This window comes from Paraburkholderia sp. 2C (genome assembly GCF_054589215.1).
In genome coordinates this window covers 6,745-30,352 of the sequence record NZ_BAAILL010000065.1, presented here as the reverse complement: position 1 = coordinate 30,352, position 23,608 = coordinate 6,745, and the positions used below count along the sequence as shown (strand labels likewise).

Here is a 23,608-nt window from a genome sequence, read left to right as displayed (position 1 = left end):
ATCGCACGTGCGGCCGGCATGCACAATCTCCCGCCGGTCGGCACCGCCGATATCGAGTATGTCGCGACATTCTCCGGGCATTGCAACGCCGGTTTCTTCGGCATTCCGAAAGCGCTCGCGGAGATTGTCGACCGCTCGTGGCGCTATCGGGCGCAGTGGCTCATCGAGCACGACGAGCCGCTCAAGCGCAGCGGCACGCTGCACCGCATCGACCAGGTGTCGATGTGGCTCGCGATCGTGATGGACCGCATTCCGTATCGCGCCGCGCCGTCGAACGTGAACTACTACGTGCATACGGACGGCGAACATCGATATGTCGACGCCAACGCGGGCATCGCGCTGATCCGCTACGACGAGGCGAAGCTGAACGCGCTCGGCAAGCTCGAGCCGCAAGCGCTGCACAATCCGCTCGAGCGTCGCGCGATTGAAGCGGCGAACCGGCAGATCGGCGAAGGTGTCGAAAACGCCGCGCTCAGGAATGTGCGCATCGCGCAGTCATGAACATGCGCTTCCGCTAGCGCTGTCACGCACAAGCGCACAAGCGAGCAATAACGAAAACGCCGTCTGCGATCGATATCGCAGACGGCGTTTCTGTTTCTCGCAGACCCGTCGACGGCCAGCCGACAGGCCACTAACAGACGGTCGGCAACCAACCGCTCTTACTGCGCGGCGACCTTGCCTGAGGCTTCCTGCTCTCGCGCATCGGTCATCGTCGCCGCTTGCGCAAGCTCCGACGCATCGAACGTCTGCGCCGGCTTGCCGTCGCACCACCTGCGCCACATCACACGCAGCGCCTGCGTGAAACCTGTCGCGATCAGTTCGGGGTTGAACATCGGCGACGCTTCGCAGCGCGCGCGCATGCCCGAGCGCAGCGAAGCAAGCGCCGCCACATCGCTCGCAAGGGCGACGGCCCGTTTCACGTAATCGTCGACGCCGTCGGCGACGAACGAGTCGAGTCCGACGTGCGACAGCGCGGTCACGCCGCTGCGGCTCGGCACCGTACGGCCCGGCATCGTCAGGGTCGGCACGCCCATCCACAAGGCCTGCATCGTGGTCGTGAGGCCGGTGAACGGGAACGTGTCGAGCAGGATGTCGACGTGATAATGCTGCTGCAGATAGACGGCCACCGACGAGCGCGGCTTGAAGTCGAGCCGTTCGCGTCCGATACCCGCATCTGCGAACCAGCCGATCAGTTCTTCGGGCACGCTGTCCTTCGGCATCGAGCCGACCATCATGCGCGATCCCGGCACGGCGTGCAGCACCTTCGCCCACAACTCGATCACGTCGCGCCGCAGCTTTTCGATACGGTTGAAGCTGCCGAACGTCACATGGCCGTTGCGCAGCGCGGGCAGCCCGTTCACCGGCGGGCAGAGCGTTTCGTGCCTGAACGGCGCCACTGCCGGCAGGTAGACGATCTTCTCGGTGAAGCGGCTGCGGAATTCCTCGGACGGCACCCAGAACCGGTCGGCCAGAAAGTAGTCGACGGCGCTCAGGCCGGTCGTGCCCGGATAGCCGATCCAGCTGGCCTGCACCGGCGCGGGCTTGTGCGCCATCACGAGCAGCCGGTTGTTGGCCGTGTGGCCCGCCAGATCGATCAGGATATCGATGCCGTCGGCGCGAATCTGCTCGGCTGCGGCGTCGTTGTGCGTCCCGAAGATGTGGTGCCAATGCGCGAAGTGCTGCCGCAGCCGGTCGGTCACCTGGTCTTCGCCGGGCGTATTCGAGTAGGCATGCAGAATCAGGCTGCGGTCGTTCGCGAGCCGCTCGAGCACCGGTTCGAGGAAGTTGGCGACCGCATGGCCGCGGAAGTCGCCCGAGATAAAGCCCACATGCAGCGGCCGGTTCGGGTCTTTGCGGTTGCGATGCGGTTTCCAGTGCTTTTTCAGCGGTTTTTCGAAGTGCTCGCCATAACGGACGTGTTCGGCGAAGAGTTCTTCCGGTTCCACGTTTTCGACGTGGGACAGACAGAAGTTCAGATTTTCGAAGGCCGTGTTGTGCGCGGGGTCCAGTTCCAGTGCGCGGCGGAATACGGTCGCGGCTTCCGCATGCCGGCCTTGCTGCAGCAGAATCGCGCCGAGCGTGACCTGCGTGCCGGACGCATCGGGAGAGGTCGCGGCCGATTTGCGCGCGCATTGCTCCGCCTCGTTCAGGCGGCCTTGCGTCAGGAGCACGATGCCCATGATGCGCTGTCCGTCGGGGTTGTCAGGCTCGATGTCGAGCATCGCCTGGCAGCGCGCTTCGGCATCCGGAAGCATGTTCTTCGCCATCAGAAGACTCACGAGCGCCTGCAGAACTTCGACGTCGAGCGGCGCCAGCTCGCTCGCTTTTTGCAGCGCGCCGAACGCGTCGTCGTATTTCGCGAGCCGGTAACTGCCGCAGCCGAGCACCTTCCAGCCGAGCGGCAGCGACGGAAACCGCTCGGTCAGCGACCGGCCGGCGGCGACGGCTTCGTCGAGCCGTCCCTTGTTGAAGTGCGCGATTGCCGTGTCGACCTCACGTTGCGACGGCATCGCTCCGCCGGCGGCCCCGGGCTGCGGCGCGCGAGGCGCGCGCGGGGTCGACGCCGTTGCCAGCGCCAGTGCCGATACGGCCGCATCGTTCTGCGCGGGTGCGACGATGCCGATGCCGTTCTGCGGCGGCTCGGTGATGGGCGCCGGCTTGATCTGCAGGTTCTGCGCGGAGATCGTCGTCATCAGGTTGATGATCGCGTCCACGGCGGGACCGGTCATGCCGCGTTGCTGGCCCATTTCGAGCGCCGCCCAGGCGGCCTGTGTCTGGCCCGATTGCAGCAACGCATCGATGTAGTTCATCCAGTACTGCGGCTGATGCGGATTGATGCCGATCGCGTGCTCGAGCAGCGGGACCGCCGTGTCGGGCTGGTGCAGGCGGATGAGCACGACGGCGAGCTTGTGCAGTCCGTCCGGGTATTGCGGGTAAAAGTCGACGACGATCCGGTAGAGCCGCTCGGCTTCCTGGTACTGCCCGGCCTGGTCGAGTACGCGCGCGTTGCGCATCGCCGTCGCGGCGTTCAGATGGTTGCGCAACGGCTCGTCTTGCGGCATCAGCCGCACCGCGTGCTCAAGCGGGACGAACGCGCCATCGAGATCGCTGCGCCGCAGCGCTGCGTGCGCGAGCGTTTTCCAGCCGAAACCGTGTTGCGGCAGCAGGCGCACCATCTGCTGCGCGAGCGCTTCGGCACCCGCGTGATCGCCTTTCGCGGTCAGCAGGGCGATCGTTTCGACGAATTCGACAGCGAGGACGTCGGCTTCGGCGGCGGTCGACGCGCCGTTCGCTGGCGTTGCGCTTATGTCGTTCGGGGCGCTCGTGACGTGACTGGCCGCATCGCCGATCGCTTCGGCTGCGTGGATCCCGGTCACGAAACCCGCGCTCGCCGGCGCGGCGCGCGGGTGGCCGGCGTTCCGTACGCGTGCCGCTTCATCGGGTTGGCCCGCTGCTTCGAGCGCATCGGCATAGTCGCGCCGGAACTCGGCGCGCTGCGGGCTGGCGTCGACCGCCGCCTTCAGGAAGGGCAACCCCATCGTGTGCTGCTCGAGCTGCACCGCGAGCATGCCGAGATGATGATTCGCCTCCGGATGATCGGGCTGCGCTCGCAGGATCGAGCGGTACAGCCGTTCCGCTTCCGCGAAAGCTTCCGTCTGATGATGTTGCACGGCCTGCTGCAGGGTGGCGTCGAGTGTCATGGGTTCTGTTCCGGGCGTGGGGCATCGAACGTCAGGGCGATATGCCTGAGCGCGCAGTGCCCCATTTACAAGTCTAGAGACTTGGGCCCCGGACGATCCGGCGAGCAGATGCGGGATTCCCCCGTTTTTCGGCGCGTAGGGGCGCATATCGGCCAACCCCGGGCCAACGCCGGGCCAACCCCGGGCCAACCCCGGGCCAACCCCGGGCCAACCCCGGGCCAACCCCGGGCCAACCCCGGGCCAACCCCGGGCCAACCCCGGGCCAACCCCGCGCACCGGTCGACTCCGCTCGATCCGACCCGCGTGCCCATAAAAAAAGCCCGCTTGAAGCGGGCTTGAGCTGAACGAGCACGCCTTGAAACCGGCGCGTTATTCTTATCGATATTCGGTCGGCATCTTGCGGCGATGCCGTCAAAGCATGCCAATGCGCGTGTACGCGTTGGCAGCCTGCACGCCGCGGACGGCGGTGCCGTATTCCGTTTCGAGTTCTTCGCGCGATGTTTTCGCGCGGGAACGCAGCGTTTCGATCGATGCCTGCACGCGGCGCAGCGCCTGCAGCGCGGCGGGCGAGGTTGGCAGCGTCAGCGATTCGAGTAGCGGCGTGCGCCGCTCCATCAGACGGGCGACGCGCGGCCAGTCGGAAATCGCCGCAGCTTCCTCGATCATCTGCGTCAGCCCGACGACTCGCTCGAGCAATTGATTCTGGTCCATGGCCTTGCGTACTCCTCGTTGAGTGAACCGCCGCTTATCTGCCGCCCGCTGACTGCATGTTTGCGCTTACTTGCTGTTCTGCGCCAGCGCGCCATTACTGTTGCTGCCGCCGAACAGCGCCGTCAGGTAGTTCTGGTTCGATTGCGCCTGCGCCATCAGCGTGTTGAGCGCGGTGAACTGGTCGTTGTACTGCGACGTCAGTTGCGCGGCGAAATCGTCCAGATCGTCCTGCTGTTTCCCGAGTGCGGTGATGTCGGCAGTGAGCGCGTTCGTGCGCAGCGTGATGATACCTTTATCGTCCGACGTGTACGCGTTTATCACGGAATTCAGCTGCTGCGCGATACCGTTCGTATCGTTGAACAGCGCGCTGATGATCGACGGATTGGTCGAGAGCACGTTGTCGAGCGTCGGCAGGTTCGGATCGGCGTCCATCTGCAGCTCCGCGAACGGCAGGCCGCCCGTGTTCAACTGGAACGAAATGCCGAGCGACGAGAGCGTGCCCTGCAAGCCGCCGCTCGACACCTTGCCGCCCACGATGCTGCCGAGGGCCGCGCCGATCTGGTTGATCATTTCGTCGCCGAGCAGCTGGCCGCCGCTGCCTTGTACGCCCGCGGTGCCCGGCGCGGCAAGCGAGTTCAACTGGTCGATCACCGCGTTGTAGGCCGAGACGAACGAAGACACGTCGCCTTCGACCGAGCTGTCGTCCGATGCGATGGTGAGCGTTTGCTTGCCGATCGTTTTGTCGTTGTTGGGATCGAGCGTCAACGTCACGCCGGGCAGCGCGCCGGTAATCGTGTTTGTCGAACTCGTGACGAGCTGGTTGTTGATGTTCAGTTCGGCATCTTGCGCGGCCGTGTTCTGCGACCAGAAATTGCCGGCCGAGCTGATGGCCGACGAGCCATCCGGAGCAGTCGAGTCGGTGGTGGTCGACGACGTCACCGCGAGTTGCGACAGCGGGCCGCTCGTCGCGCTCGAAGCGACGCTAATTCGGTTCGATGCGCCGGTCGTCGTGGACTGCAGCGTGATCGACTGGCCGTTTGCGCCCGTGATGACGGTTGCCTTGATGCCGGGGTTGTCGGATGCCGAATTGATCGCGTCCGCAATCTGCTGCAGGCTGTCGTTCGACGTATCGACGTTGATCTGGAACGACTTCGAGCTGGAGTCGTTGCCCAGCGAAAAGGTCAAGGTGCCCGAGCCCATCGCGGCCGCGTCGGCGTTCGAGAACGTACCGGAGCTGATCGACTGCGCCTGTGCGACCTGCTTCACGTCGATCGTATAGTTGCCGGTCGCCGCGCCGTCGCCCGCTTTCGCCGTAATCCCTTCGCCGCTCATCGTCGCGCTGAACGACGCGAGCGCGTTGCCGTTCAGAAACGGCGCCATGGCCGACTGCAGGCCGGACATGGCAGCCGACAGCGTCGCAAGCCCCGTGATCTGGGTCTTGTCGCTGGTCACCTGCGTCAGGATGTTGGCCGCCGGGCCCGCGGTCTTCGCCTTGACCAGCGCGGACACGAGCGAGTTGACGTCGAGGCTGCTGTTGCCGGTCGAGCCTGAGATCAGCGACTGGGCGGCTGATTGAACGGCGGCGGCGGCGGCTGCCGCGGCGGCGGCGGCCGTGGAGTTAACGGGTGAAGTCATCTGAAAGGCTCCATGCGGCCCCGTCGGGCCGGCTTATGTGCAACGATCCGGGTCTGCGGCGCGGGTCGCCGCCTTGTACTGCTTCGTTCGGGTGTTGTTTGCTTCGTCAGCGTCGCAACGACCTGACGATCGGCTTGCGCGACGATTGCGCGGGCTTGCGTCACGCCGGTGTTCGAAACGGGGCTTCGCCCGTCAAGACGCGCCCGCGGATGAGCCGTACTGCATGAATTGCCGGCTCACCCGCGTGCGTTAGTGCGTGCTGCTGTTCGCTACAAAATGCTTTCTACTTCCCTTCGATTCGCTGAGAGCGAATCTTACTGCAGAAGCTTCAGCACTTGCTGCGGCTGCGAGTTCGCTTGCGCGAGCACCGAGATACCGGCTTGCTGCAGCACTTGCGCCTTGCTCAGGTTTGCCGTTTCCTGTGCGAAGTCGGCGTCCGTGATTTGCGACTGGGCGCTCGACAGGTCGGTCGACTCGTTCTGCTGCGATTGCGAAATCGCGGAGAAGCGGTTCTGTGCTGCGCCGAGCGCCGCCTGGATGTTGGCGATTGCGGCGAGTGCGTTGTCGATCGAGTTCAGCGCGTTGTTCGCACCTTCCGTCGAGCTGATGTCGATCTGCGACACAGCCGTCGGCACGTTCAGCGTGTTGATGTTCGCGAGCGCGGAGCCCGTCGGCTGCACGCCAGCGGCGGACGAACCGATCGTGCTGGTCGGTGCCGTGCCGGCAAACGAGACGGCGCCGGTCGTGCTAACGGTCAGCAGGCCTGCCTGCGCGCTCGACGAGAGTGCCTTGCCGTGCTGGTCGACGAACTTCAGACCGCCCTTGCCGTCCGACTCGACCGTCACCGAGGTGATCGTGTTCGTGTCGCCTGCAGGCGCATCCTTACCCGTGGTCGAATCGATGTTGATGCCCGAGATCACGCCGAAGACCGTGCCGTCGGTTGCCGTGGCGGCGCCGGCACTGGCCGCGGCCGAGATCGCTGCGAGTTCGGTTGTCGGCTGGAGCGCGCTGGCGCTGCCGAGCGACAGCGACGAGACGCCGTTGGTCGTCGTCGTCGTGAACAGGGCTGCCGATGCCGCCGTCGAGATCGAGTTGCCGTTCTGGTCGGTGAACGTGAAGCCGCCGTTGCCGTCCGAAACGATGTTGATCGACGTGATCGTGCCTGCGCCCGACGTTTCCGCGCCACTCGAGTTGAGGTTCAGGTTCGTGATCGTGCCGAGCACGTTGCCCTTCTGCACGAAGCCGCCGCCGAGCGATGCTGCCGAGACGCCCTGGCTCAGATCGAGCGAAACCGTCTGACCGACGTTCGCGCCAACTTGCACGTTGATCACGCCAGCCTGGCCGTTCAGCAGGCCAATGCCGTTGAACTGCGTTTGCGAAGCGATACGGTTCACTTCCGAGATCTGCTGCGTCACTTCCTGCTGCAGAGCTTGCTGGTTGGCCGTCGTCAGCGTGCCGCCTGCTGCTTCGCCAGCCAGCGAGCGGATACGCTGCAGGCTCGCCGTGATCTGCGCGAGGCCCGTGCTGGCCGTTTGCACCAGCGACACGCCGTTGTTCGCGTTCGACACGCCCTGGTTCAGGCCGTTGATCTGCGTTTGGAGCGAGGTGGAAATGGCGAGGCCAGCTGCGTCGTCTGCCGCGCTGTTGATGCGCTTGCCCGACGACAGACGCGTGATGGCTTGCGACAGGGCGCTGCCGGAACCGTTCAGGTTTTCCTGAGCGACCAGCGACGGAATATTGCTGTTAATAGAAAGAGACATGTGGTTCTCCGTAGAGGCGTTAGTCTTGAAACATGGCAACGTTGAGATCGGCGGAAGCACTCGTTCATTGCTGGCCGCCTCAGTGAAGGTTGACGGCGTTGAGAAAAAAAACTTGAGGGAGCGAACAGGATTGCGCGTATTTATTGGAGAGCCGCGTCAGCCAAGGCTTTCCGGGCCCTTCTTGCTCCTTGGGCCGAAAATCTTTGTGATTCAGATGCTTGGAATCGGGCGCCAAACTTGTAAGAATTGGTTAATTGCGGGGTCCGCACCGGTCGAAAGATGACTGCGTTACGACCTGTTCAAGTCATGTCGCGGCGATCGGCAGCAGAGAATGGGCGCGGTGTCCTTGCGATTCGGGCTTTGATGCAGGATGCATCGTCGCGCGCATCAGGTGCGATGCGGACGGCCGTGGACGGCCGCGATCGGCCGCCGTCCGTCCGCTCCGCTCTGTCCGCAAGTCTTTGAACGGGCGGAAAAATGGCTGGTTCGCTGCCCAAAACCCTGATATGATCGCGGATTGGATTGAGATCGTCCTATGGGCGACGGCGAGTTCCACCTGCGGTGACTGGGTACGCAACTTCCACCGGCGGTGAACTTTCCCACCTCTTTTCCGGCCTCCGGGCCGCTTCGCAAGCTGTTTGTCCCGTTCCGGCCGTGTGGCTGTGAATCCAGCGGGGCATCCCACCGGAGCGCCGGCGCGTGAGCCGCCTTATCTCACGTAGTTGAAACCGTATCAATGATCGAGTTAGGAACTCCATGACGACCATTTTTTTGAAGGAAAACGAGCCGTTTGAAGTGGCGATCCGCCGCTTTCGCCGCGCAATCGAAAAGAACGGCCTGATCGCCGAGCTGCGCGAGCGTCAGTCGTACGAAAAGCCGACGGCCGTGCGTAAGCGCAAGAAGGCAGCTGCGGTCAAGCGCCTGCACAAGCGCCTGCGCAGCCAGATGCTGCCGAAGAAGCTCCACTAAGAAAGTGGCGGCTCAACCCCGGCGATAAGACCTGCTCATCAAGCTGGTCATCAGGCGCGCGCGGGGTTCAGATTCAGAAGCGGGGCGAACTTCGGTTCACTCCGCTTTTTCTTTGCCTGTCTCTTTTGTCGTTTTCCGGCTGCGGCGCTTCTTGCCGAGCGCTGCGCATTTCGCGTGAAATGCGCAGTCCGCCTGATGGTCGTTCACCATGCCGACCGCCTGCATGAACGCATAACAGATCGTCGTGCCGACGAATTTGCAGCCGTACGCTTTCAGGCCCTTGCTGAGCGCGTCGGAGACGTCGGTCGACGCGGGCGCGTGCTGGTACGACTTCCACGCGTTCTGTATCGGCGTCTCGTCGACGAACGACCAGATGAAGTTCGCGAGCGACCCATGTTCGTTGCGAATCTGCTGGACCGCACGCGCGTTGGCGACAGTCGATTCGAGCTTGCCGCGATTGCGGACAATCGACGCGTCGAGCATCAGCGTATCGATCTGCTTCGGCGTGAAGCGGGCGACCGCATCGATATCGAAGTTCTTGAATGCGCGGCGGTAACCTTCGCGCTTGTTCAGAATGGTGGACCACGACAAGCCGGCCTGCGCGCCCTCGAGCACCAGCATCTCGAACAGATGACGATCGTCGCGGGACGGGACACCCCACTCGCTGTCGTGATAGTGTGCGAGTGCTTCGCTTGTTGCCCAGGTGCAGCGTGGCGTCTCGCGCTGTGTCATGTTGCGGCTCCGGCGTGGTGAATGTGTCGAACGGGTGAAGAAAGGCTTTGCAAGCATAGCCGATCGACATCGGTTCGCAAGCTGGCCGTCCGGCCGATGGGCGGATGGGCAGATGGGCAGATGGGCCGACGGCCGATCGTCGGATGGCCGATCGTCGATGGCCAAGGCGCCGCGGCATCGTGGCGCGATGGCGGGCGTCCGCGTTCAGGCCGCCGCATCACTCTCAATGAACATTATCGATGGATACGCACTTCTATCTGATTGGCGTCGATGGTGGCGGCACCGGCACGCGCGTCGTGCTCGGCGATGCGCAGGGGCGCGAGCTCGCCATCGCGACGAGCGGCCCGTCGGGCCTCGCACTCGGCGTCGAGCGCGCGTGGCAGTCGATCGAAGCGGCGAGCGCCGATGCGTTTGCGCGCGCCGGACTCGCGCTTGACTGGTCGCGTTGCGTGGTGGGCTGCGGACTGGCCGGCGTGAACAATCGCGACTGGCTTGCCGCGTTCCGCGAGCGGGCGCCTGCGGTGGCCGGGCTCGCCGTCGAAAGCGACGCCTACACAACCTTGCTCGGCGCGCATGGCGGCGCGCCCGGTGTCGTCGTCGCGATCGGCACCGGCAGCATCGCCGCGGCGCTCGATCAGTCGGGCGTCTGCCGGATTGCCGGCGGCTACGGCTATCCGACCGCGGACGAAGCGGGCGGCGCATGGTTCGGGCTGCGCATCATCGTGCATGCGCAACGCGCGCTCGACGGCCGCGCGCCGCTCGACGATCTCGCGCGCGCGCTGCTCGAGAAGGTCGGCGCGCAGGATCGCGACAGCCTCGTCGTCTGGCTTTGCGCCGCGAATACGACCGCGTATGCCAGCCTCGCGCCGGTCGTGCTCGCGCATCGCGAGCATCCGGTCGCAGCGCGGCTCCTCGCCGAAGCCGGTCAGCAGATCGAACAGCTGGCGGACGCGCTCGATCCCGATCACGCATTGCCTGTCGCACTGTGCGGTGGCTTGTCCGTCCCGCTGCGCGAGTTCGTGCCCGCCCGCTTGCAGGCGCGTTTGCGCGCGCCGCTGTCCGACTCGGCGCACGGCGCGCTGCAGCTTGCGCAACGCGAAGCGGCGAAGGTATTCTCCGCGGGAGCATGACCGAAGGGCCGGCGACGATAAAATACGAACTCCGAAAGTCGTCTGCCGCCCACACTTATGTATAGCGTCATCGCCACCGATCTCGACGGCACACTGCTCAACGCCAACCATCAGGTCGATCCGTTCACGGTCTCGACCTTGCGCAGCCTCGAGGCCCAGGGGCTGCATTTCATCATTGCGACCGGGCGCCATTATTCCGATGTGGCCGGCATTCGCGACGTACTCGGCATTCATCCTTATCTGGTCACGTCGAACGGTGCGCGCATTCATGCGCCCAACGGCGCGATGATGCACGCGCAGAACCTGATGCCCGCCACGGTCAGGCGTCTGGTGCAACCGGAAATCACGGGCGCGCATGGACGGGTGATCGCGAATCTGTTCGCGGACGAGCAGTGGTTTATCGACCGCGATGCGCCGCATCTGCTGCGCTATCACCAGGATTCAGGTTTTGCGTATGAAGTCGTCGATCTCAATGCGCACGATGGCCGCGATATCGCAAAGGTGCTCTATATCGGCGAGCCCGACGATCTTGCCGCGGTGTCGGCCAATCTCGAGCGCGAGTTCGGCGCGTCGCTCTACGTCACGTATTCGATGCCGGATTGTCTCGAAGTGATGGCGCCGAATGTGTCGAAGGGACGCGCGCTGCAAGTCGTGCTGAACCGTCTCGATATCGATGCCGCGCGCTGCGTCGCATTCGGCGACAACATGAACGACATCGATCTGCTCGAAACAGCGGGTCATCCGTTCATGATGAACAACGCGAACCGCGATCTGATCGCGAGGCTGCCGTCAGTGCCGCGTATCGGCAATAACTTCGAGGCGGGCGTGGCGCATCATTTGCGCAAGCTGTTCGAACTGCCCGATGAAGTGATGCCTGCGCTGAGGTAATGCTCCGGCGTGATGCCCTCGTGGATCACGCTCCGGAGGGCATCGAGGAATATAAGCGCGGGCGCCGTCCATGCGCCCGCGATCGATGGCCCGGTTAGTTGTGCAATGAGCCGCGCGTTACCGGGTACGCGGCCCGCTAATCGCGCCAGTTGCCCCAGGTACGGCCGTGGTCCCAGCTGCGGTGATTATGATCCCGGTATTCCCAGCGATGATCGTCGCCGCGGTTCCAGTCGTGACGATCCCGGTCCCAGCCGCGATCCCAGTGCTGGTAGTAGACCGGCTGCGGCGCTGCATAGACAGGCGCCGGTGTGCCCAGCGAAATCCCGATGCCGACATTGCCGTGCGCCTGCGCGACCCCGCATGCGCCGGCCGCGAGACCCGCTGCGATGAGCAGATGAGTGACGATGCGCTTCATGTTGATTCCTCCCGCCAGTCGATTGGAGTGAGCGCTTTAGCGCTGACTCGGGTCCCATGCCACCACGTTGCACCATGCAATGCAGTCGGCACGACGCGACATCCTTGTCGCACAGGTTCAATCTACGCACTCCATTCGCCGCGTACTGCGACAGGATGTTACGGAGTGCAAGCGCGGCTTGGCCATTCAGCGCGCGTGCGTAAAGCGCACCGCAAGCTACAAAGCACCTGACCGGCGGGGCCTGCGGGCCCAATTGGGGCGCGCGAGACAGGCCGCGCACAGCAATCGCCGTAAGCCAGCCTTACATCTGTGCCACGCGATTAATCGTCGAGGCTCCCCATCCAATGCAAAGCCGCCCGGAATCGCGAGATGCTTTGCAGGACGAAGCGTGCAACGAATCACACAAAAACTGGTCGCGCAACGCGCCTAACGGGAACGCACGAATTTGCCGATATATCCGGATTGGAGTGCATTCGAACAGACGCATTTGGAATACGGATGTCAACTTTTGTTAATTCCGCACTTCGCGGCCCCTTATTCTTCGTAAAATTTGCAGCTCATTTAACCGTTTCTTTCGTAAAAATTATCATAGGATTTCGCGTAAAATGATAATGGTCCGTTGCGGACTTTATTAAACGACGCTAATCTCCGAACCGACGGGGTTGAACAAAAAGGGAGGCCGAAATGTCGCAATATGCTGATTTGAAGAGCCAGATCGCCAAGCTGCAAGCTCAGGCGGAGGAAGCCCGCCGTATCGAAGTGGGCAATGTGATTGCCGAGATTCAACGTCAGATAGCCGAGTATGGTCTGACGCCGCAAGATCTGGGCTTTGCCGCCGCCGCACGGCGCGGGCGTCCGCCGAAGAAGGCGCCGCTGCCGCCCAAATACCGCGATCCGAAAACCGGCAGTACATGGAGCGGGCGCGGCAAGCCGCCGAAATGGATTGCCGGCAAGAGCCGCGACCGCTTCCTGATCGGTGAGGCGTAATCAAAGTGTATGGATATTGCGTAACCGTTCGTGGTCTGATCCATACGCGGTTGCGCAATTGCAGTCCCGCCTGTACTGAAATCTGACTCAAGTTCGAGTCAATTCGGCGGGTCTATTCAGAATTGGCTGCGAACGGGTCGAAGCACTCTAATGCGTTCTGAAAGCCGATCCAAATGCTTCGGGCAAACCGTTTGCCCGAAAATCCGACCGGCTGCCGAGTGAGCTATACAGGGCTATAGCCAGGCTATAGCCGGCTTCGAAGCAAGGCAATAAAAAAGCCGCCTTCCAAAGGCGGCTTTTGCATGCCATGCACACTTCTAGCTCAATATGAAGGTGCGCAAACGTTTTACATCGGTTAATTCGCCGGAAGCGGACGCTCCATGCGTTCTCGGAAAACCGAACCCAACTCCGGGAAAACGCTTATTGCCGGGCGAACCAGGTCAAACCAAAAACGAAATCGAACCGAACGTGCCAGCCGCATGGCGCCGACGGTTCAAGCCCCCGGCGCCACGCGCTGCGTTTCCAGATGACGCCCGATCAGCCGGCGGCGGCCACGCGGCGCAGAATCGGCCGACGCTGGGCTTCGATCAGCGTCATATAGCCGTCGACATAGTTTTGCGCCATCGTCTTCGCGCTGAAGCGCTTTTCGAACTGCGCGCGGATTTCTTCGCGCGACAACTCGTCAATGCGCTGGAGCGCGGCCACGGCGCCCTGCACGTCTTCTACGATATATCCCGTCACGCCGTGATCGATCACCTCAGGCACCGAACCGCGGTTGAATGCGATGACTGGCGTACCGCACGCCATCGACTCGATCATCACGAGGCCGAACGGTTCGCTCCAGTCGATCGGGAACAGCAACGCCTTCGCGCCGGACAGAAACTCGGGCTTCTGCGCCTCGTTGATCTCGCCGATGAATTCGACATTCGCCTGCGACAGCAGCGGCTCGATTTCCGCCTTGAAGTAGTCCATATCGACCTTGTCGACCTTCGCGGCGATCTTCAGCGGCAGACCCGTCTGCGCGGCGATCCGGATGGCCGTGTCGACGCGCTTTTCCGGGCAGATCCGGCCGAGGAAGGCCAGGTACTCGGGCTTGCGATCGGCGCGCGGCGTGAGCAACTGATCGGGCAGGCCGTGGTAGATCGTGTTGAGCCAGTTCGCCTGCGGCAGCGGCTGGCGCTGCGAGTCAGAGATCGAGATGACCGGCGCATCGCCGAACGTATCGAACATCGGCTGCAGTTCCGGCAGATCGAGCCGGCCGTGCAGCGTGGTCACGAACGGCGTGTCCATCTGCGAAAAAAGCGGGAACGGCAGATAGTCGAGGTGGAAGTGCAGCACGTCGAATTCGTGTGCCATGCGGCGCACGCGTTCGAGCAGCAGCATGTGCGGCGCCATCGCGTCGCGGATCGTCGGATCGAGGCGCAGCGCGCGCGGCCAGGCGGCCTCGAGCTTCGCGGACGTCACGGAATCGCCGCTCGCGAAGAGCGTCACGTCGTGGCCCAGGTCGACCAGTGCCTCGGTGAGATAGGACACGACTCGCTCGGTGCCGCCGTAGAACTTCGGAGGAACGGCTTCGTAAAGCGGCGCGATTTGTGCGATTCGCATTGTATGAACTCCTGTTCAAAGGGCTATTTCGCACGGCGGCGCAAAAGCGCAGCGGAAGGCGAATGCCGGTCGGACGGATGGGCGGCGCTCAGGCGGACCTGGATGAAGCTTGGGTGCGCTCGCCCGATGGCGGCCTCGAAGCCGAATCGGGTTATCCCTTAAGGCTCATTATCGGTATCCAGCGCGATAATTCGACCTATTTTTCAAACGCTTAATGTTGTTACAGCGGGAAACGAACGTCGTTGCAATTGTCACGATCGAGCGTCGATCCTTGCGCGACAAGGCTCCGCAGCCGCCCGACATGATCGGCGAGGCGGCCCGCCCATGGCAAGAGGCGCGTTCGCCGTTACACGGCGATTGTTGCGGCAGCATGAAATCGCCCTATAATTCGCTCGCCGCTTTCCCCGCGCCGGCCAGTCGGCCCGCCAAATAAATATCCCCGAAGCATTCGAAGTTGAGTCCCTGTTTTTGTAGGAAAAATTCCTACAGCATTAATGGACGATTCCGTCGTCCAGACGGGCGAATGTCCGCTTTTCGTGCGAAACGGCTAGGGACACAATGCATCAACGGTCATCACACTGCCGATCGTGTCCCCTGAAAAAACCCAGCGGACGCGAAAGAGCAAACGATTTCGTGCAGGCCAGACAAGACCAGTCAAGACCAATCAGGCTTCAATCAGGATTCGAATTCGGGGGAATCATGAGCGCTACCGTCGCCCGTAGTGACATGCTCAATGAGATCAAGGAAGTGAACCTGTCGTATCTGTTGCTCGCGCAACGTCTTTTGCGCGAGGACAAGCCGATGGGCATGTTCCGGATGGGAATCTCGGAGCAGCTCGCCGACGTGCTCGTCAATCTGACGCTTGCGCAGACCGTGAAGCTGTCGGCGTCGAACCAGTTGCTGTGCCGTTTCCGCTTCGACGACCACGCGATCCTTTCTTCGCTCGCCGACAAGGGCAAGCCGACTTCCGTGAGTCAGGCGCACTCGGCGATTCTGATGGCGGGCCAGCCGGTGGAGCAGATCGGCTGATGCGCCGCGCCGCGCTGCAGGTGTGCACACACTTCGCCGCCTCGCGCGGCGTGAGCGCGACGAGCCGGCCGGCCACGGCTGCCGCTCGCGCCGCCGGTTTCGATCAGATGGAGTACAGCGCGCATGGCCACTAAGAGCGTTGTGCTCGAGGTGCGCGAAATCACGCTGGCGATCGAGCTGATCGAGCTGGGCGCGCGGCTGCAACTGCTCGAGGCCGAAACGAGCCTCTCGCGCGACCGCCTCATCAAGCTGTACAAGGAATTGAAGGGCGAATCGCCGCCCAAGGGCATGCTGCCGTTCTCGACCGACTGGTTCATGACGTGGCAGCCGAACATCCACTCGTCGCTGTTCTACAACATTTACCGCTTCATGTCGGCGCGCGGCGGCTGCGAGACGATCCAATCGATCGTCAAGGGCTACCGGCTGTATCGCGAGCACGTGCAGATGCACGGCGAGGAGCCCGTGCTGAGCCTGACGCGCGCCTGGACGCTCGTGCGTTTTTTCGATTCCGGCATGCTGCAGCTGACGCCGTGCACGCGCTGCGGCGGACATTTCGTCGCGCACGCGCACGATCCGCGCGCGGGTTTCGTCTGCGGATTGTGCCAGCCGCCTTCGCGGGCCGGAAAGACCCGCAAGGCCGCCGACGAACGGGCCCGCGCGGCGGTTTGATCTTCCCGCAAAGCGCCGCCGCCCCAAGGTTTACACGGGGGGCGGCAGATGGCTTTTCCGTCAAAGGTTTTTCGTTTCCCTGCCGTAAACCCAATTAACGACGATCTCCGTCGCCTAATTTGGGGGCTCCGCGGTGCTGATTTTCCTGGGAACACTCGTGACGCTGCTGTCCGTCTTCGGCGGCTACGTGCTGGAGGGCGGCCACCTGGCTGCGCTTCTGCAGCCCGTCGAAGTGCTGATGATTGTCGGCGCGGGCGTCGGAGCTTTCATTCTCGGCAACGGGATGAAGACGATCAAGGCGACCGTCCGCGTGATCCCGACGCTGTTCAAGGGCTCGAAGTACAACAAGGACGTCTACATGGAGCTGATGGCGCTCCTGTACGTGCTGCTCGCCAAGGCGCGCAAGGAAGGCACGCTGACCCTCGAAGCCGATATCGACGATCCGGAGAAAAGCCCGATCTTCACCCAATACCCGAAGATTCTGGCGGACCGTCACATTGTCGAATTCCTGACCGACTACCTGCGGCTCATGGTGGGCGGCAACATGAACGCTTTCGAAATCGAAAGCCTGATGGACGAAGAGATCGAAACGCATCACGCGGAAGGCGAAGCGCCGAGCCACGCGCTCGCGAAGATCGGCGACGCGATGCCGGCCTTCGGTATCGTCGCGGCGGTGATGGGCGTGGTGCACACCATGGCGTCCGCCGACAAGCCGCCCGCGATTCTGGGCCAGATGATCGCGCAGGCGCTGGTCGGCACGTTCCTCGGCATTCTGCTGTCGTACGGCCTGATCGGGCCGCTCGCGAGCGTCGCGGAACAGCGCGTGACCGAGTCGACGAAGATGTTCCAGTGCATCAAGGTCACGATTCTCGCGAGCCTGAACGGCTATGCGCCCGCGATCGCGGTCGAGTTCGGCCGCAAGGTGCTGTTTTCGACCGAGCGCCCGTCGTTCGCGGAGCTCGAAGAGCACGTGCGGCGCGTGAAAGCGAAGTAAGGCAGAGCAGGCGGAGCAGCCGAAATGAGCAAGGATAAGGATCGCGCGATCGTCGTCAAACGCTCGGCGCCGAACAAGAAGGGCCACCACGGCGGGGCATGGAAGCTCGCGTACGCGGATTTCATGACCGCGATGATGGCGTTCTTCCTGCTGATGTGGCTGTTGAGCTCGGCCTCCACCGTGCAGCTGAAGGGTATTGCCGACTACTTCAACCAGCCGCTGAAAATCACCTTGTGGGGCGGCGACCGCAGCTCGACCGACTCGAGCGTGATTCGCGCGGGCGGCCGCGACGTGTCGACCGACCGCCAGGGCGTGATGCGCCAGACCGACGGACAGACGCGCAACGGCACGCATTCGGTCGCGCATAACGACGACGAGGCGGCCGCGCTGAGCCAGGGCCAGCTCGAGCGGCGCGAACAGGTGCGTCTGCACGACCTGCAGGTCAAGCTGATGGCCGCGATCCAGGCGAACCCGGTGCTGCGCCAGTTCAAGCAGCAGATCCGCATCGACTCGACGCTGCAGGGCTTGCGCATCGAGATCGTCGATTCGCAGAAGCGGCCGATGTTCGCGACCGCGAAGGACGAAGTCGAGCCGTATATGCGCGACATCCTGCGCGAGATCGGCAAGACCCTGAACGACGTGCCGAACCGCATCGTCGTGCAGGGCCACACCGATGCCGTGCCGTACGCGGGCGGCGAGAAAGGCTACAGCAACTGGGAGCTGTCCGCGGACCGCGCGAGCGCGTCGCGGCGCGAGCTGATCGCGGGCGGCATGGACGAATCGAAGGTGCTGCGCGTGATCGGCCTCGCGTCGACGCAGAACCTGAACAAGGCCGATCCGCTCGATCCGGAAAACCGGCGCATCAGCATCATCGTGCTCAACAAGAAGTCCGAGGAGCAGATGAACCAGGACGACACCACCACCACCACGCTGTCGGACGACGCGGGCGGTTCGGCATCGTTCTCGCCGCCGCTCGTGCAGAAGATCGGCCAGGCGACGGCGGGCGGCCCGGCGCCGGCCGCGCGGGCGCCGGGTGTGGTGGTGCCGGACGTTGCGGCGCCGGGCATCACGACGCCGCAGCCGGCCCCTGTCACGCCCGCAGCAGGACAGATCAAGTAAACCAACATTCGAGACGCAGCGAGGTTTTCATGATCAGGCACATTCTCGCGATCGACGATTCAGCCGCCATGCGGGAGATTCTCTCCGCGACGCTGACGACCGCCGGTTACGACGTGACGGTCGCGAAAGATGGAGATGAAGGACTGGAGCACGCGCTCGCGATGGCGTTCGATCTCGTGCTGACCGATCAGCACATGCCGGGCAAGACCGGCGTCGACCTGATCGCACTGCTGCGCGCGAACCCCGCCTACGAGGCGACGCCGATCCTGTTGCTGACAACGGAATCCGGCGAGCCATTCAAGGAAGCGGCGCGCGCGGCGGGCGCAACGGGCTGGATCGAGAAACCGCTCGATCCGGATATGTTGACCGAACTCGTTTCGACGCTCGATGCGCCCGCTTGAACCTGACCCGACCTGAAGCACCGTCACGCAGCAAATGACAACCAGGCAGCAACGAGCCCAGCAGACAGAAATATTCGCGGTGAACCAGGCATGACACTCGATATCACACAGTTCTATCAGACGTTCTTCGACGAAGCGGATGAACTGCTCGCGCAGATGGAGCAGTTGCTGCTCAATCTGAACGTCGGCCAACCCGACCCGGAAGATCTCGCTGCGATTTTTCGCGCGGCGCATTCGATCAAGGGCGGCGCCGCGACGTTCGGCTTTACCGCGCTGACGGAGACGACGCACATCCTCGAATCGCTGCTCGATCGCGCGCGCAACAACGAACTCGTGCTGCGCAAGGACATGATCGACACGTTCCTCGAAACGAAGGACGTGCTGTCCGGGCAGCTCGCCGACTATCGCGCGAGCCAGGAACCCGACGCGGCGGTGGCCGCGGCGATCTGCGCGAAGCTCGAGCGGCTCAACGCGGAGAACCGCTTCGGTGCGGACACGTCGGCAGCGGCGGCGCCGGCCGAAGCGCCCGCACCCGCTGCGCCAACGATTGCGCCGGCCACCGCGCAAGCGCCTGCGGGCTCGCCGCCCGAACATGTCATCGATCAGGCCTTCGACGCGGCGAATGAGCGTCACGGCATCGATGCCGGAGCATCGGCAACAACCGCAACAACCGCAACACCGGCAACGAGCGGCGCAGCAGACGCCGCCGGGCCGCATCTGAAAATTACGCTACGGGGCGTGGGAGAGAAGGACGAGGCGCTGCTCGCTGAGGAGCTGGGCAACCTCGGTCAGATCGTCGGACAGGTGAAGACAGGCAGCGATCTGACGCTGTGGCTCGAAACCGATGTGCCGTCCGACGACATCGTCGCGGTGCTGTGCTTCGTGATCGACGAGAGCCAGATCTCGGTCGGCCGCGGCCGCGCGCCCGACGGCGACGGGCAGGCGGAAGCAGGCGCACCGGCGGCGCCGGCCGCGCCAGCGGTCGAGGCCGCGCCGCAAGCGGCGGCACCAGCGGCGGCACAGGCGGCCGCAGCGCCGGCTGCTCAACCTGCGGCCGCCGCGGCTACACCCGCGCCGGCGGCAAGCGCAACGCCGGCGCCGGCCGCACCGGCAACCGCGGTCGCGCCAGGCACCCCCGCAGCCGCACCGGCCGCCGCGTCGCAGCAGGCCAACCCGGCCGGCGACGGCGACCGCAAGGCCCGTCCGGCCGCGGCCGCGAGCGCGGAGGGCAGCTCGATTCGCGTCGGCGTCGAGAAGGTGGACCAGCTGATCAACCTCGTCGGCGAACTCGTGATCACGCAGGCGATGCTCGCGGAAACGACGAGCACCTTCGATCCGGCCTTGCACGACCGCCTTTACAACGGCATGGCGCAGCTCGAGCGCAACGCGCGCGACCTGCAGGAAGCGGTGATGTCGATCCGCATGATGCCGATGGACTACGTCTTCAGCCGCTTCCCGCGTCTCGTGCGCGATCTCGCGGCGAAGCTCGGCAAGGAAGTCGAACTCGTCACCTTCGGTCAGGCGACCGAACTCGACAAGAGCCTTATCGAGCGCATCATCGACCCGCTCACGCACCTCGTGCGCAACAGTCTCGATCACGGCATCGAAACCGTTGAAACGCGGCGCGCAGCGGGCAAGGACGGCACGGGGCAGCTCGTGCTGTCGGCCGCGCATCACGGCGGCAATATCGTGATCGAAGTCAGCGACGACGGCGCCGGCCTGCGCCGCGACAAGATTCTTGCGAAGGCGATGAAGCAGGGCATGTCGGTCAGCGAATCGATGACCGACGAAGAAGTGTGGAACCTGATCTTCCTGCCGGGCTTCTCGACCGCCGAACAGGTCACCGACGTGTCGGGCCGCGGGGTCGGCATGGACGTCGTGAAGCGCAACATCCAGTCGATGGGCGGTCACGTCGAAATCACGTCGCACGCGGGCAAGGGCAGCACCACGCGCATCGTGTTGCCGCTTACGCTCGCGATTCTCGACGGCATGTCGGTGAAGGTCGGCAACGAGATCTTCATCCTGCCGCTGAACTTCGTGATGGAGTCGCTGCAGCCGCGCGCCGAAGATATCTACACGGTCGCGAACGGCGAGCGGGTGGTGCGCGTGCGCGGCGAATACCTGCCGCTCGTCGCGTTGCACGAAGTGTTCACCGTCGACGGCGCGCGCACCGATCCGACGCAGGGCATCGTCACGATCATGGAAACCGAAGGCCGTCGTTTCGCGATGCTGATCGACGAACTGGTCGGCCAGCAGCAGGTGGTCGTGAAGAACCTCGAAACGAACTACCGGAAGGTGCACGGCATTTCCGCCGCGACGATTCTCGGCGACGGCAGCGTCGCGCTGATTGTCGATGTGGCGGCATTGAACCGCGAGACGCGTGCCGCGCACGGCGCGCTCGCGATGGCCTGACCGGTCGATCGGCACATCAATCGATCAACAGACAAACCAACTCATACCCAACCCTTTGGGGGCTAACGTGGCAGACATTCAATCGATCAACCCGGCCCTGGGCGGCGCAGTGAGCCGTCGCGATGCAGCGCAGGCCGACGCCGGCGGCCAGGAGTTCCTCGTCTTCACGCTCGGCGCCGAGGAATACGGCATCGATATTCTGAAGGTGCAGGAAATCCGCGGCTACGACAGCGTCACGCGCATCGCGAACGCGCCCGACTTCATCAAGGGCGTGATCAATCTGCGCGGCATCATCGTGCCGATCGTCGACATGCGCATCAAGTTCCATCTGGGCCGCGTCGAATACGACCATCAGACGGTCGTGATCATCCTGAACGTTGCGCATCGCGTGGTCGGCATGGTGGTCGACGGCGTGTCCGACGTGCTGACGCTGACGGCCGATCAGATCATGCCCGCGCCGGAATTCGGCGCGACGCTGACGACCGAATACCTGACGGGCCTCGGCACCGTCGACGGCCGCATGCTGATCCTGATGGACATCGAAAAGCTGATGACGAGCCGCGAAATGGAGCTGATCGAGGCGGTCAGTCTCTAAAGGCAAGGGCGAGCAGGAGAACGACATATGAACCGATGGTCGATTCGCGCGGCGCTGACCGTGGTCGGCGCCGTGCTCGTGCTGCTGACGGTAGCGGTCGGCGCGCTCGGGCTGTTTTCGCTGACGCGCGCCACCAGCGCCCTCGACGAAATCGCGAACGGCGATCTGACGGCGACGCGCGCACTGAGCGATACGTCGACCTATCTGCTGCGCGGCCGCGTTTCGCTCGACCGGGCGAGCGGCCTGCTCAGCGACGGCGAGCTCGATCAGGCGAAGGTGGCGATCGATCGCGCGCAGGAACTGTTCAACAAATCGAACGAAGCGTGGCAGACGTTTGCGTCGCTGCAGAAGAGCGGCATCGATCAGGCGCTGATCGACGAGGCCGTTGCGCGCCGCGCGTCGCTGCTGCACGAGGGCGTCGAGCCTGAAATCACGGCGCTGCGCGAGGTCGACCTGACCACCTACCGCAAGCTCGCAAACACGAAGATCAGCCCGATGTTCGTCGCGTTCGACAACGCGGCGGCACCGATCGTCAAGGCGCTGCAGGAAAGCGCCAACCGGCAGCAGCAGGACGCCGCGCACTATATCGCGACGATGAAGGTGCTGATCGGCACGGGCGTGGCGGTCGCGCTGCTGATGATGATCGTCGTGCGCGTCGTGATGAGCCGCATGATCTCGAAGCCGCTCGACGAAGCGATCGAATGCTTCGAGCGGATTGCGACCGGCGACCTCACGCAGACCGTGCGCAATACGAGCCGCAATGAAATGGGGCGGCTCTTCGCGGCGATCCGCAAGATGCAGGAGGGCGTGGTCACGCTCGTGAAGTCGGTGCACTCGAGCACGGAATCGATCGACACGGGCGCGCGCGAAATCGCGATGGGCAACACCGATCTGTCGCAGCGTACCGAACAGCAGGCCGCATCGCTGCAGGAAACCGCGTCGAGCATGGAGCAGCTGACCGGCACCGTGCGGCAGAACGCCGAGAACGCGCGCCAGGCGAGCCAGCTCGCGGTCAACGCCTCTGAAATCGCCACGCGCGGCGGCGAAGTGGTGAGCGAAGTGGTCGTCACGATGCGCGATATCGCGGCCAGCTCGAACAAGGTCGTCGACATCATCGGCGTGATCGAAGGCATCGCGTTCCAGACCAACATTCTCGCGCTCAACGCAGCCGTCGAAGCGGCGCGCGCGGGCGAGCAGGGCCGCGGCTTCGCGGTCGTGGCCGGCGAAGTGCGCAGCCTCGCGCAGCGCAGCGCGAGCGCGGCGAAGGAAATCAAGGAGATGATCGGCGACTCGGCCGCCAAGGTGCAGGGCGGCTCGGAACTCGTCGGCCGTGCGGGCACGACGATGGAAGAGATCCTGCAGGCCGTGCGCCGCGTGACCGACATCATGGGCGAGATCAGCGCCGCGTCCGAAGAGCAGTCGGGCGGCATCGAGCAGGTCAATCGCGCGGTGAGCCAGATGGACGACGTGACGCAGCAGAATGCGGCGCTCGTCGAGCAGGCGGCCGCCGCGGCCGCATCGCTCGAGGAACAGACGCGGCAGCTGCGCGGCGTGGTCGGCGGTTGGCGCGTGTCGGCCGACGGCTCGTCGGATTTCGCGAGCTTTGCGGCCGCGCCGTCGCGCACGCCGGTGCGCCCGCAGGCGGCGGCGCCCGCGGTTCAGGCGAAACCGGTTGCATCCGCAACGAAGCCGGTGAAGCCCGCTTATATTGGCACAAGCGTCGGCGCTGGCGCGGGCGCGGACGCCACGGAAAGCGTCGCGCCGAAGCATGATGCAGCAAAACACGACACCGCAAAACACGACGCCGCAAAGCCGGCCGTACCGCAGCGCGACGCGCCCGCGGCCCGCCGCGAGCC

At 64.0% G+C, this 23,608-nt stretch carries 20 protein-coding genes; 13 read left to right on the top strand and 7 right to left on the bottom strand.

Annotated elements, in window-relative coordinates; translation table 11 throughout:
• Positions 1 to 659: 659 nt before the first annotated feature.
• The 4 genes from ACYPXD_RS29065 to ACYPXD_RS29050 all read right to left on the bottom strand — a co-directional run bounded on the left by ACYPXD_RS29065 (position 660) and on the right by ACYPXD_RS29050 (position 7,807).
• On the bottom strand, positions 660 to 3,701 hold the full coding sequence (locus ACYPXD_RS29065) for a tetratricopeptide repeat protein (RefSeq protein WP_459719860.1): 3,042 nt from the start codon (positions 3,699 to 3,701) through the stop codon (positions 660 to 662).
• A gap of 411 nt (positions 3,702 to 4,112) precedes the next feature.
• Positions 4,113 to 4,412, bottom strand: a complete 300-nt coding sequence (locus tag ACYPXD_RS29060) for a flagellar protein FliT (RefSeq protein ID WP_459719856.1) — start codon at positions 4,410 to 4,412, stop codon at positions 4,113 to 4,115.
• A gap of 66 nt (positions 4,413 to 4,478) precedes the next feature.
• On the bottom strand, positions 4,479 to 6,047 hold the full coding sequence (gene fliD, locus ACYPXD_RS29055; protein WP_459719852.1) for a flagellar filament capping protein FliD: 1,569 nt from the start codon (positions 6,045 to 6,047) through the stop codon (positions 4,479 to 4,481).
• Positions 6,048 to 6,361: 314 nt separating this feature from the next.
• The gene (locus ACYPXD_RS29050) at positions 6,362 to 7,807 is read right to left on the bottom strand and encodes a flagellin N-terminal helical domain-containing protein (RefSeq protein WP_459719849.1); all 1,446 of its coding nucleotides are present in this window, start codon (positions 7,805 to 7,807) and stop codon (positions 6,362 to 6,364) included.
• A gap of 756 nt (positions 7,808 to 8,563) precedes the next feature.
• Here ACYPXD_RS29050 and rpsU point away from each other — a divergent pair.
• Positions 8,564 to 8,776, top strand: coding sequence for a 30S ribosomal protein S21 (gene rpsU, locus ACYPXD_RS29045; protein WP_075155305.1), 213 nt, complete (start codon positions 8,564 to 8,566; stop codon positions 8,774 to 8,776).
• A gap of 96 nt (positions 8,777 to 8,872) precedes the next feature.
• On the opposite strand, the gene ACYPXD_RS29040 is transcribed toward rpsU, so the two are convergent.
• Entirely contained in the window at positions 8,873 to 9,508 is a 636-nt protein-coding gene (locus ACYPXD_RS29040; protein ID WP_459719844.1) for a DNA-3-methyladenine glycosylase I, read from the bottom strand.
• A 239-nt stretch (positions 9,509 to 9,747) separates the two neighbouring features.
• Between ACYPXD_RS29040 and ACYPXD_RS29035 the strand changes: the two genes are divergently transcribed.
• Both ACYPXD_RS29035 and ACYPXD_RS29030 read left to right on the top strand, forming a co-directional pair.
• On the top strand, positions 9,748 to 10,638 hold the full coding sequence (locus ACYPXD_RS29035) for a glucosamine kinase nucleotide-binding domain-containing protein (RefSeq protein ID WP_459719841.1): 891 nt from the start codon (positions 9,748 to 9,750) through the stop codon (positions 10,636 to 10,638).
• Positions 10,639 to 10,695: 57 nt separating this feature from the next.
• Complete coding sequence (locus tag ACYPXD_RS29030) at positions 10,696 to 11,526, top strand: Cof-type HAD-IIB family hydrolase (protein ID WP_459719838.1); 831 nt, start codon at positions 10,696 to 10,698, stop codon at positions 11,524 to 11,526.
• Between the two features lie 136 nt (positions 11,527 to 11,662).
• On the opposite strand, the gene ACYPXD_RS29025 is transcribed toward ACYPXD_RS29030, so the two are convergent.
• Positions 11,663 to 11,941: a PXPV repeat protein gene (locus tag ACYPXD_RS29025; protein WP_459719835.1), complete on the bottom strand. Its 279-nt coding sequence runs from the start codon at positions 11,939 to 11,941 to the stop codon at positions 11,663 to 11,665.
• 684 nt (positions 11,942 to 12,625) lie between these two features.
• Here ACYPXD_RS29025 and ACYPXD_RS29020 point away from each other — a divergent pair.
• A complete protein-coding gene (locus tag ACYPXD_RS29020) occupies positions 12,626 to 12,928 on the top strand; it encodes an H-NS histone family protein (RefSeq protein WP_459719832.1) in 303 nt (100 codons plus the stop codon).
• 537 nt (positions 12,929 to 13,465) lie between these two features.
• On the opposite strand, the gene ACYPXD_RS29015 is transcribed toward ACYPXD_RS29020, so the two are convergent.
• Complete coding sequence (locus ACYPXD_RS29015; RefSeq protein ID WP_459719830.1) at positions 13,466 to 14,533, bottom strand: glycosyltransferase family 4 protein; 1,068 nt, start codon at positions 14,531 to 14,533, stop codon at positions 13,466 to 13,468.
• Between ACYPXD_RS29015 and ACYPXD_RS29010 the strand changes: the two genes are divergently transcribed.
• The 9 genes from ACYPXD_RS29010 to ACYPXD_RS28970 form a co-directional block, all read left to right on the top strand.
• Positions 14,533 to 14,748 (top strand): hypothetical protein, encoded by a 216-nt coding sequence (locus ACYPXD_RS29010; protein ID WP_459719827.1) that lies wholly within the window; start codon positions 14,533 to 14,535, stop codon positions 14,746 to 14,748. The genes ACYPXD_RS29015 and ACYPXD_RS29010 overlap by 1 nt on opposite strands.
• A 484-nt stretch (positions 14,749 to 15,232) precedes the next feature.
• Positions 15,233 to 15,562: a flagellar transcriptional regulator FlhD gene (gene flhD, locus ACYPXD_RS29005; protein ID WP_459719824.1), complete on the top strand. Its 330-nt coding sequence runs from the start codon at positions 15,233 to 15,235 to the stop codon at positions 15,560 to 15,562.
• Positions 15,563 to 15,685: 123 nt separating this feature from the next.
• The gene (flhC, locus tag ACYPXD_RS29000) at positions 15,686 to 16,231 is read left to right on the top strand and encodes a flagellar transcriptional regulator FlhC (protein ID WP_459719821.1); all 546 of its coding nucleotides are present in this window, start codon (positions 15,686 to 15,688) and stop codon (positions 16,229 to 16,231) included.
• A gap of 133 nt (positions 16,232 to 16,364) precedes the next feature.
• Complete coding sequence (gene motA, locus ACYPXD_RS28995) at positions 16,365 to 17,225, top strand: flagellar motor stator protein MotA (RefSeq protein ID WP_219798558.1); 861 nt, start codon at positions 16,365 to 16,367, stop codon at positions 17,223 to 17,225.
• 24 nt (positions 17,226 to 17,249) lie between these two features.
• On the top strand, positions 17,250 to 18,344 hold the full coding sequence (gene motB / locus ACYPXD_RS28990) for a flagellar motor protein MotB (RefSeq protein WP_459719817.1): 1,095 nt from the start codon (positions 17,250 to 17,252) through the stop codon (positions 18,342 to 18,344).
• A gap of 29 nt (positions 18,345 to 18,373) precedes the next feature.
• Positions 18,374 to 18,745 (top strand): response regulator, encoded by a 372-nt coding sequence (locus ACYPXD_RS28985; RefSeq protein ID WP_219798560.1) that lies wholly within the window; start codon positions 18,374 to 18,376, stop codon positions 18,743 to 18,745.
• 90 nt (positions 18,746 to 18,835) lie between these two features.
• Positions 18,836 to 21,157: a chemotaxis protein CheA gene (gene cheA / locus ACYPXD_RS28980; RefSeq protein WP_459719814.1), complete on the top strand. Its 2,322-nt coding sequence runs from the start codon at positions 18,836 to 18,838 to the stop codon at positions 21,155 to 21,157.
• A gap of 67 nt (positions 21,158 to 21,224) precedes the next feature.
• Positions 21,225 to 21,752, top strand: a complete 528-nt coding sequence (cheW, locus tag ACYPXD_RS28975; protein WP_075155294.1) for a chemotaxis protein CheW — start codon at positions 21,225 to 21,227, stop codon at positions 21,750 to 21,752.
• 27 nt (positions 21,753 to 21,779) lie between these two features.
• On the top strand, positions 21,780 to 23,608 hold a 1,829-nt coding region (locus ACYPXD_RS28970; RefSeq protein ID WP_459719810.1), incomplete at its 3' end, for a methyl-accepting chemotaxis protein.

Bases quoted from the DNA above. Each gene is read 5' to 3' on its own strand.
- ACYPXD_RS29065 (WP_459719860.1), bottom strand. From the start codon at position 3,701: ATGACACTCGACGCCACCCTGCAGCAGGCCGTGCAACATCATCAGACG.
- ACYPXD_RS29060 (WP_459719856.1), bottom strand. From the start codon at position 4,412: ATGGACCAGAATCAATTGCTCGAGCGAGTCGTCGGGCTGACGCAGATG.
- fliD (WP_459719852.1), bottom strand. From the start codon at position 6,047: ATGACTTCACCCGTTAACTCCACGGCCGCCGCCGCCGCGGCAGCCGCC.
- ACYPXD_RS29050 (WP_459719849.1), bottom strand. From the start codon at position 7,807: ATGTCTCTTTCTATTAACAGCAATATTCCGTCGCTGGTCGCTCAGGAA.
- rpsU (WP_075155305.1), top strand. From the start codon at position 8,564: ATGACGACCATTTTTTTGAAGGAAAACGAGCCGTTTGAAGTGGCGATC.
- ACYPXD_RS29040 (WP_459719844.1), bottom strand. From the start codon at position 9,508: ATGACACAGCGCGAGACGCCACGCTGCACCTGGGCAACAAGCGAAGCA.
- ACYPXD_RS29035 (WP_459719841.1), top strand. From the start codon at position 9,748: ATGGATACGCACTTCTATCTGATTGGCGTCGATGGTGGCGGCACCGGC.
- ACYPXD_RS29030 (WP_459719838.1), top strand. From the start codon at position 10,696: ATGTATAGCGTCATCGCCACCGATCTCGACGGCACACTGCTCAACGCC.
- ACYPXD_RS29025 (WP_459719835.1), bottom strand. From the start codon at position 11,941: ATGAAGCGCATCGTCACTCATCTGCTCATCGCAGCGGGTCTCGCGGCC.
- ACYPXD_RS29020 (WP_459719832.1), top strand. From the start codon at position 12,626: ATGTCGCAATATGCTGATTTGAAGAGCCAGATCGCCAAGCTGCAAGCT.
- ACYPXD_RS29015 (WP_459719830.1), bottom strand. From the start codon at position 14,533: ATGCGAATCGCACAAATCGCGCCGCTTTACGAAGCCGTTCCTCCGAAG.
- flhD (WP_459719824.1), top strand. From the start codon at position 15,233: ATGAGCGCTACCGTCGCCCGTAGTGACATGCTCAATGAGATCAAGGAA.
- flhC (WP_459719821.1), top strand. From the start codon at position 15,686: ATGGCCACTAAGAGCGTTGTGCTCGAGGTGCGCGAAATCACGCTGGCG.
- motB (WP_459719817.1), top strand. From the start codon at position 17,250: ATGAGCAAGGATAAGGATCGCGCGATCGTCGTCAAACGCTCGGCGCCG.
- ACYPXD_RS28985 (WP_219798560.1), top strand. From the start codon at position 18,374: ATGATCAGGCACATTCTCGCGATCGACGATTCAGCCGCCATGCGGGAG.
- cheA (WP_459719814.1), top strand. From the start codon at position 18,836: ATGACACTCGATATCACACAGTTCTATCAGACGTTCTTCGACGAAGCG.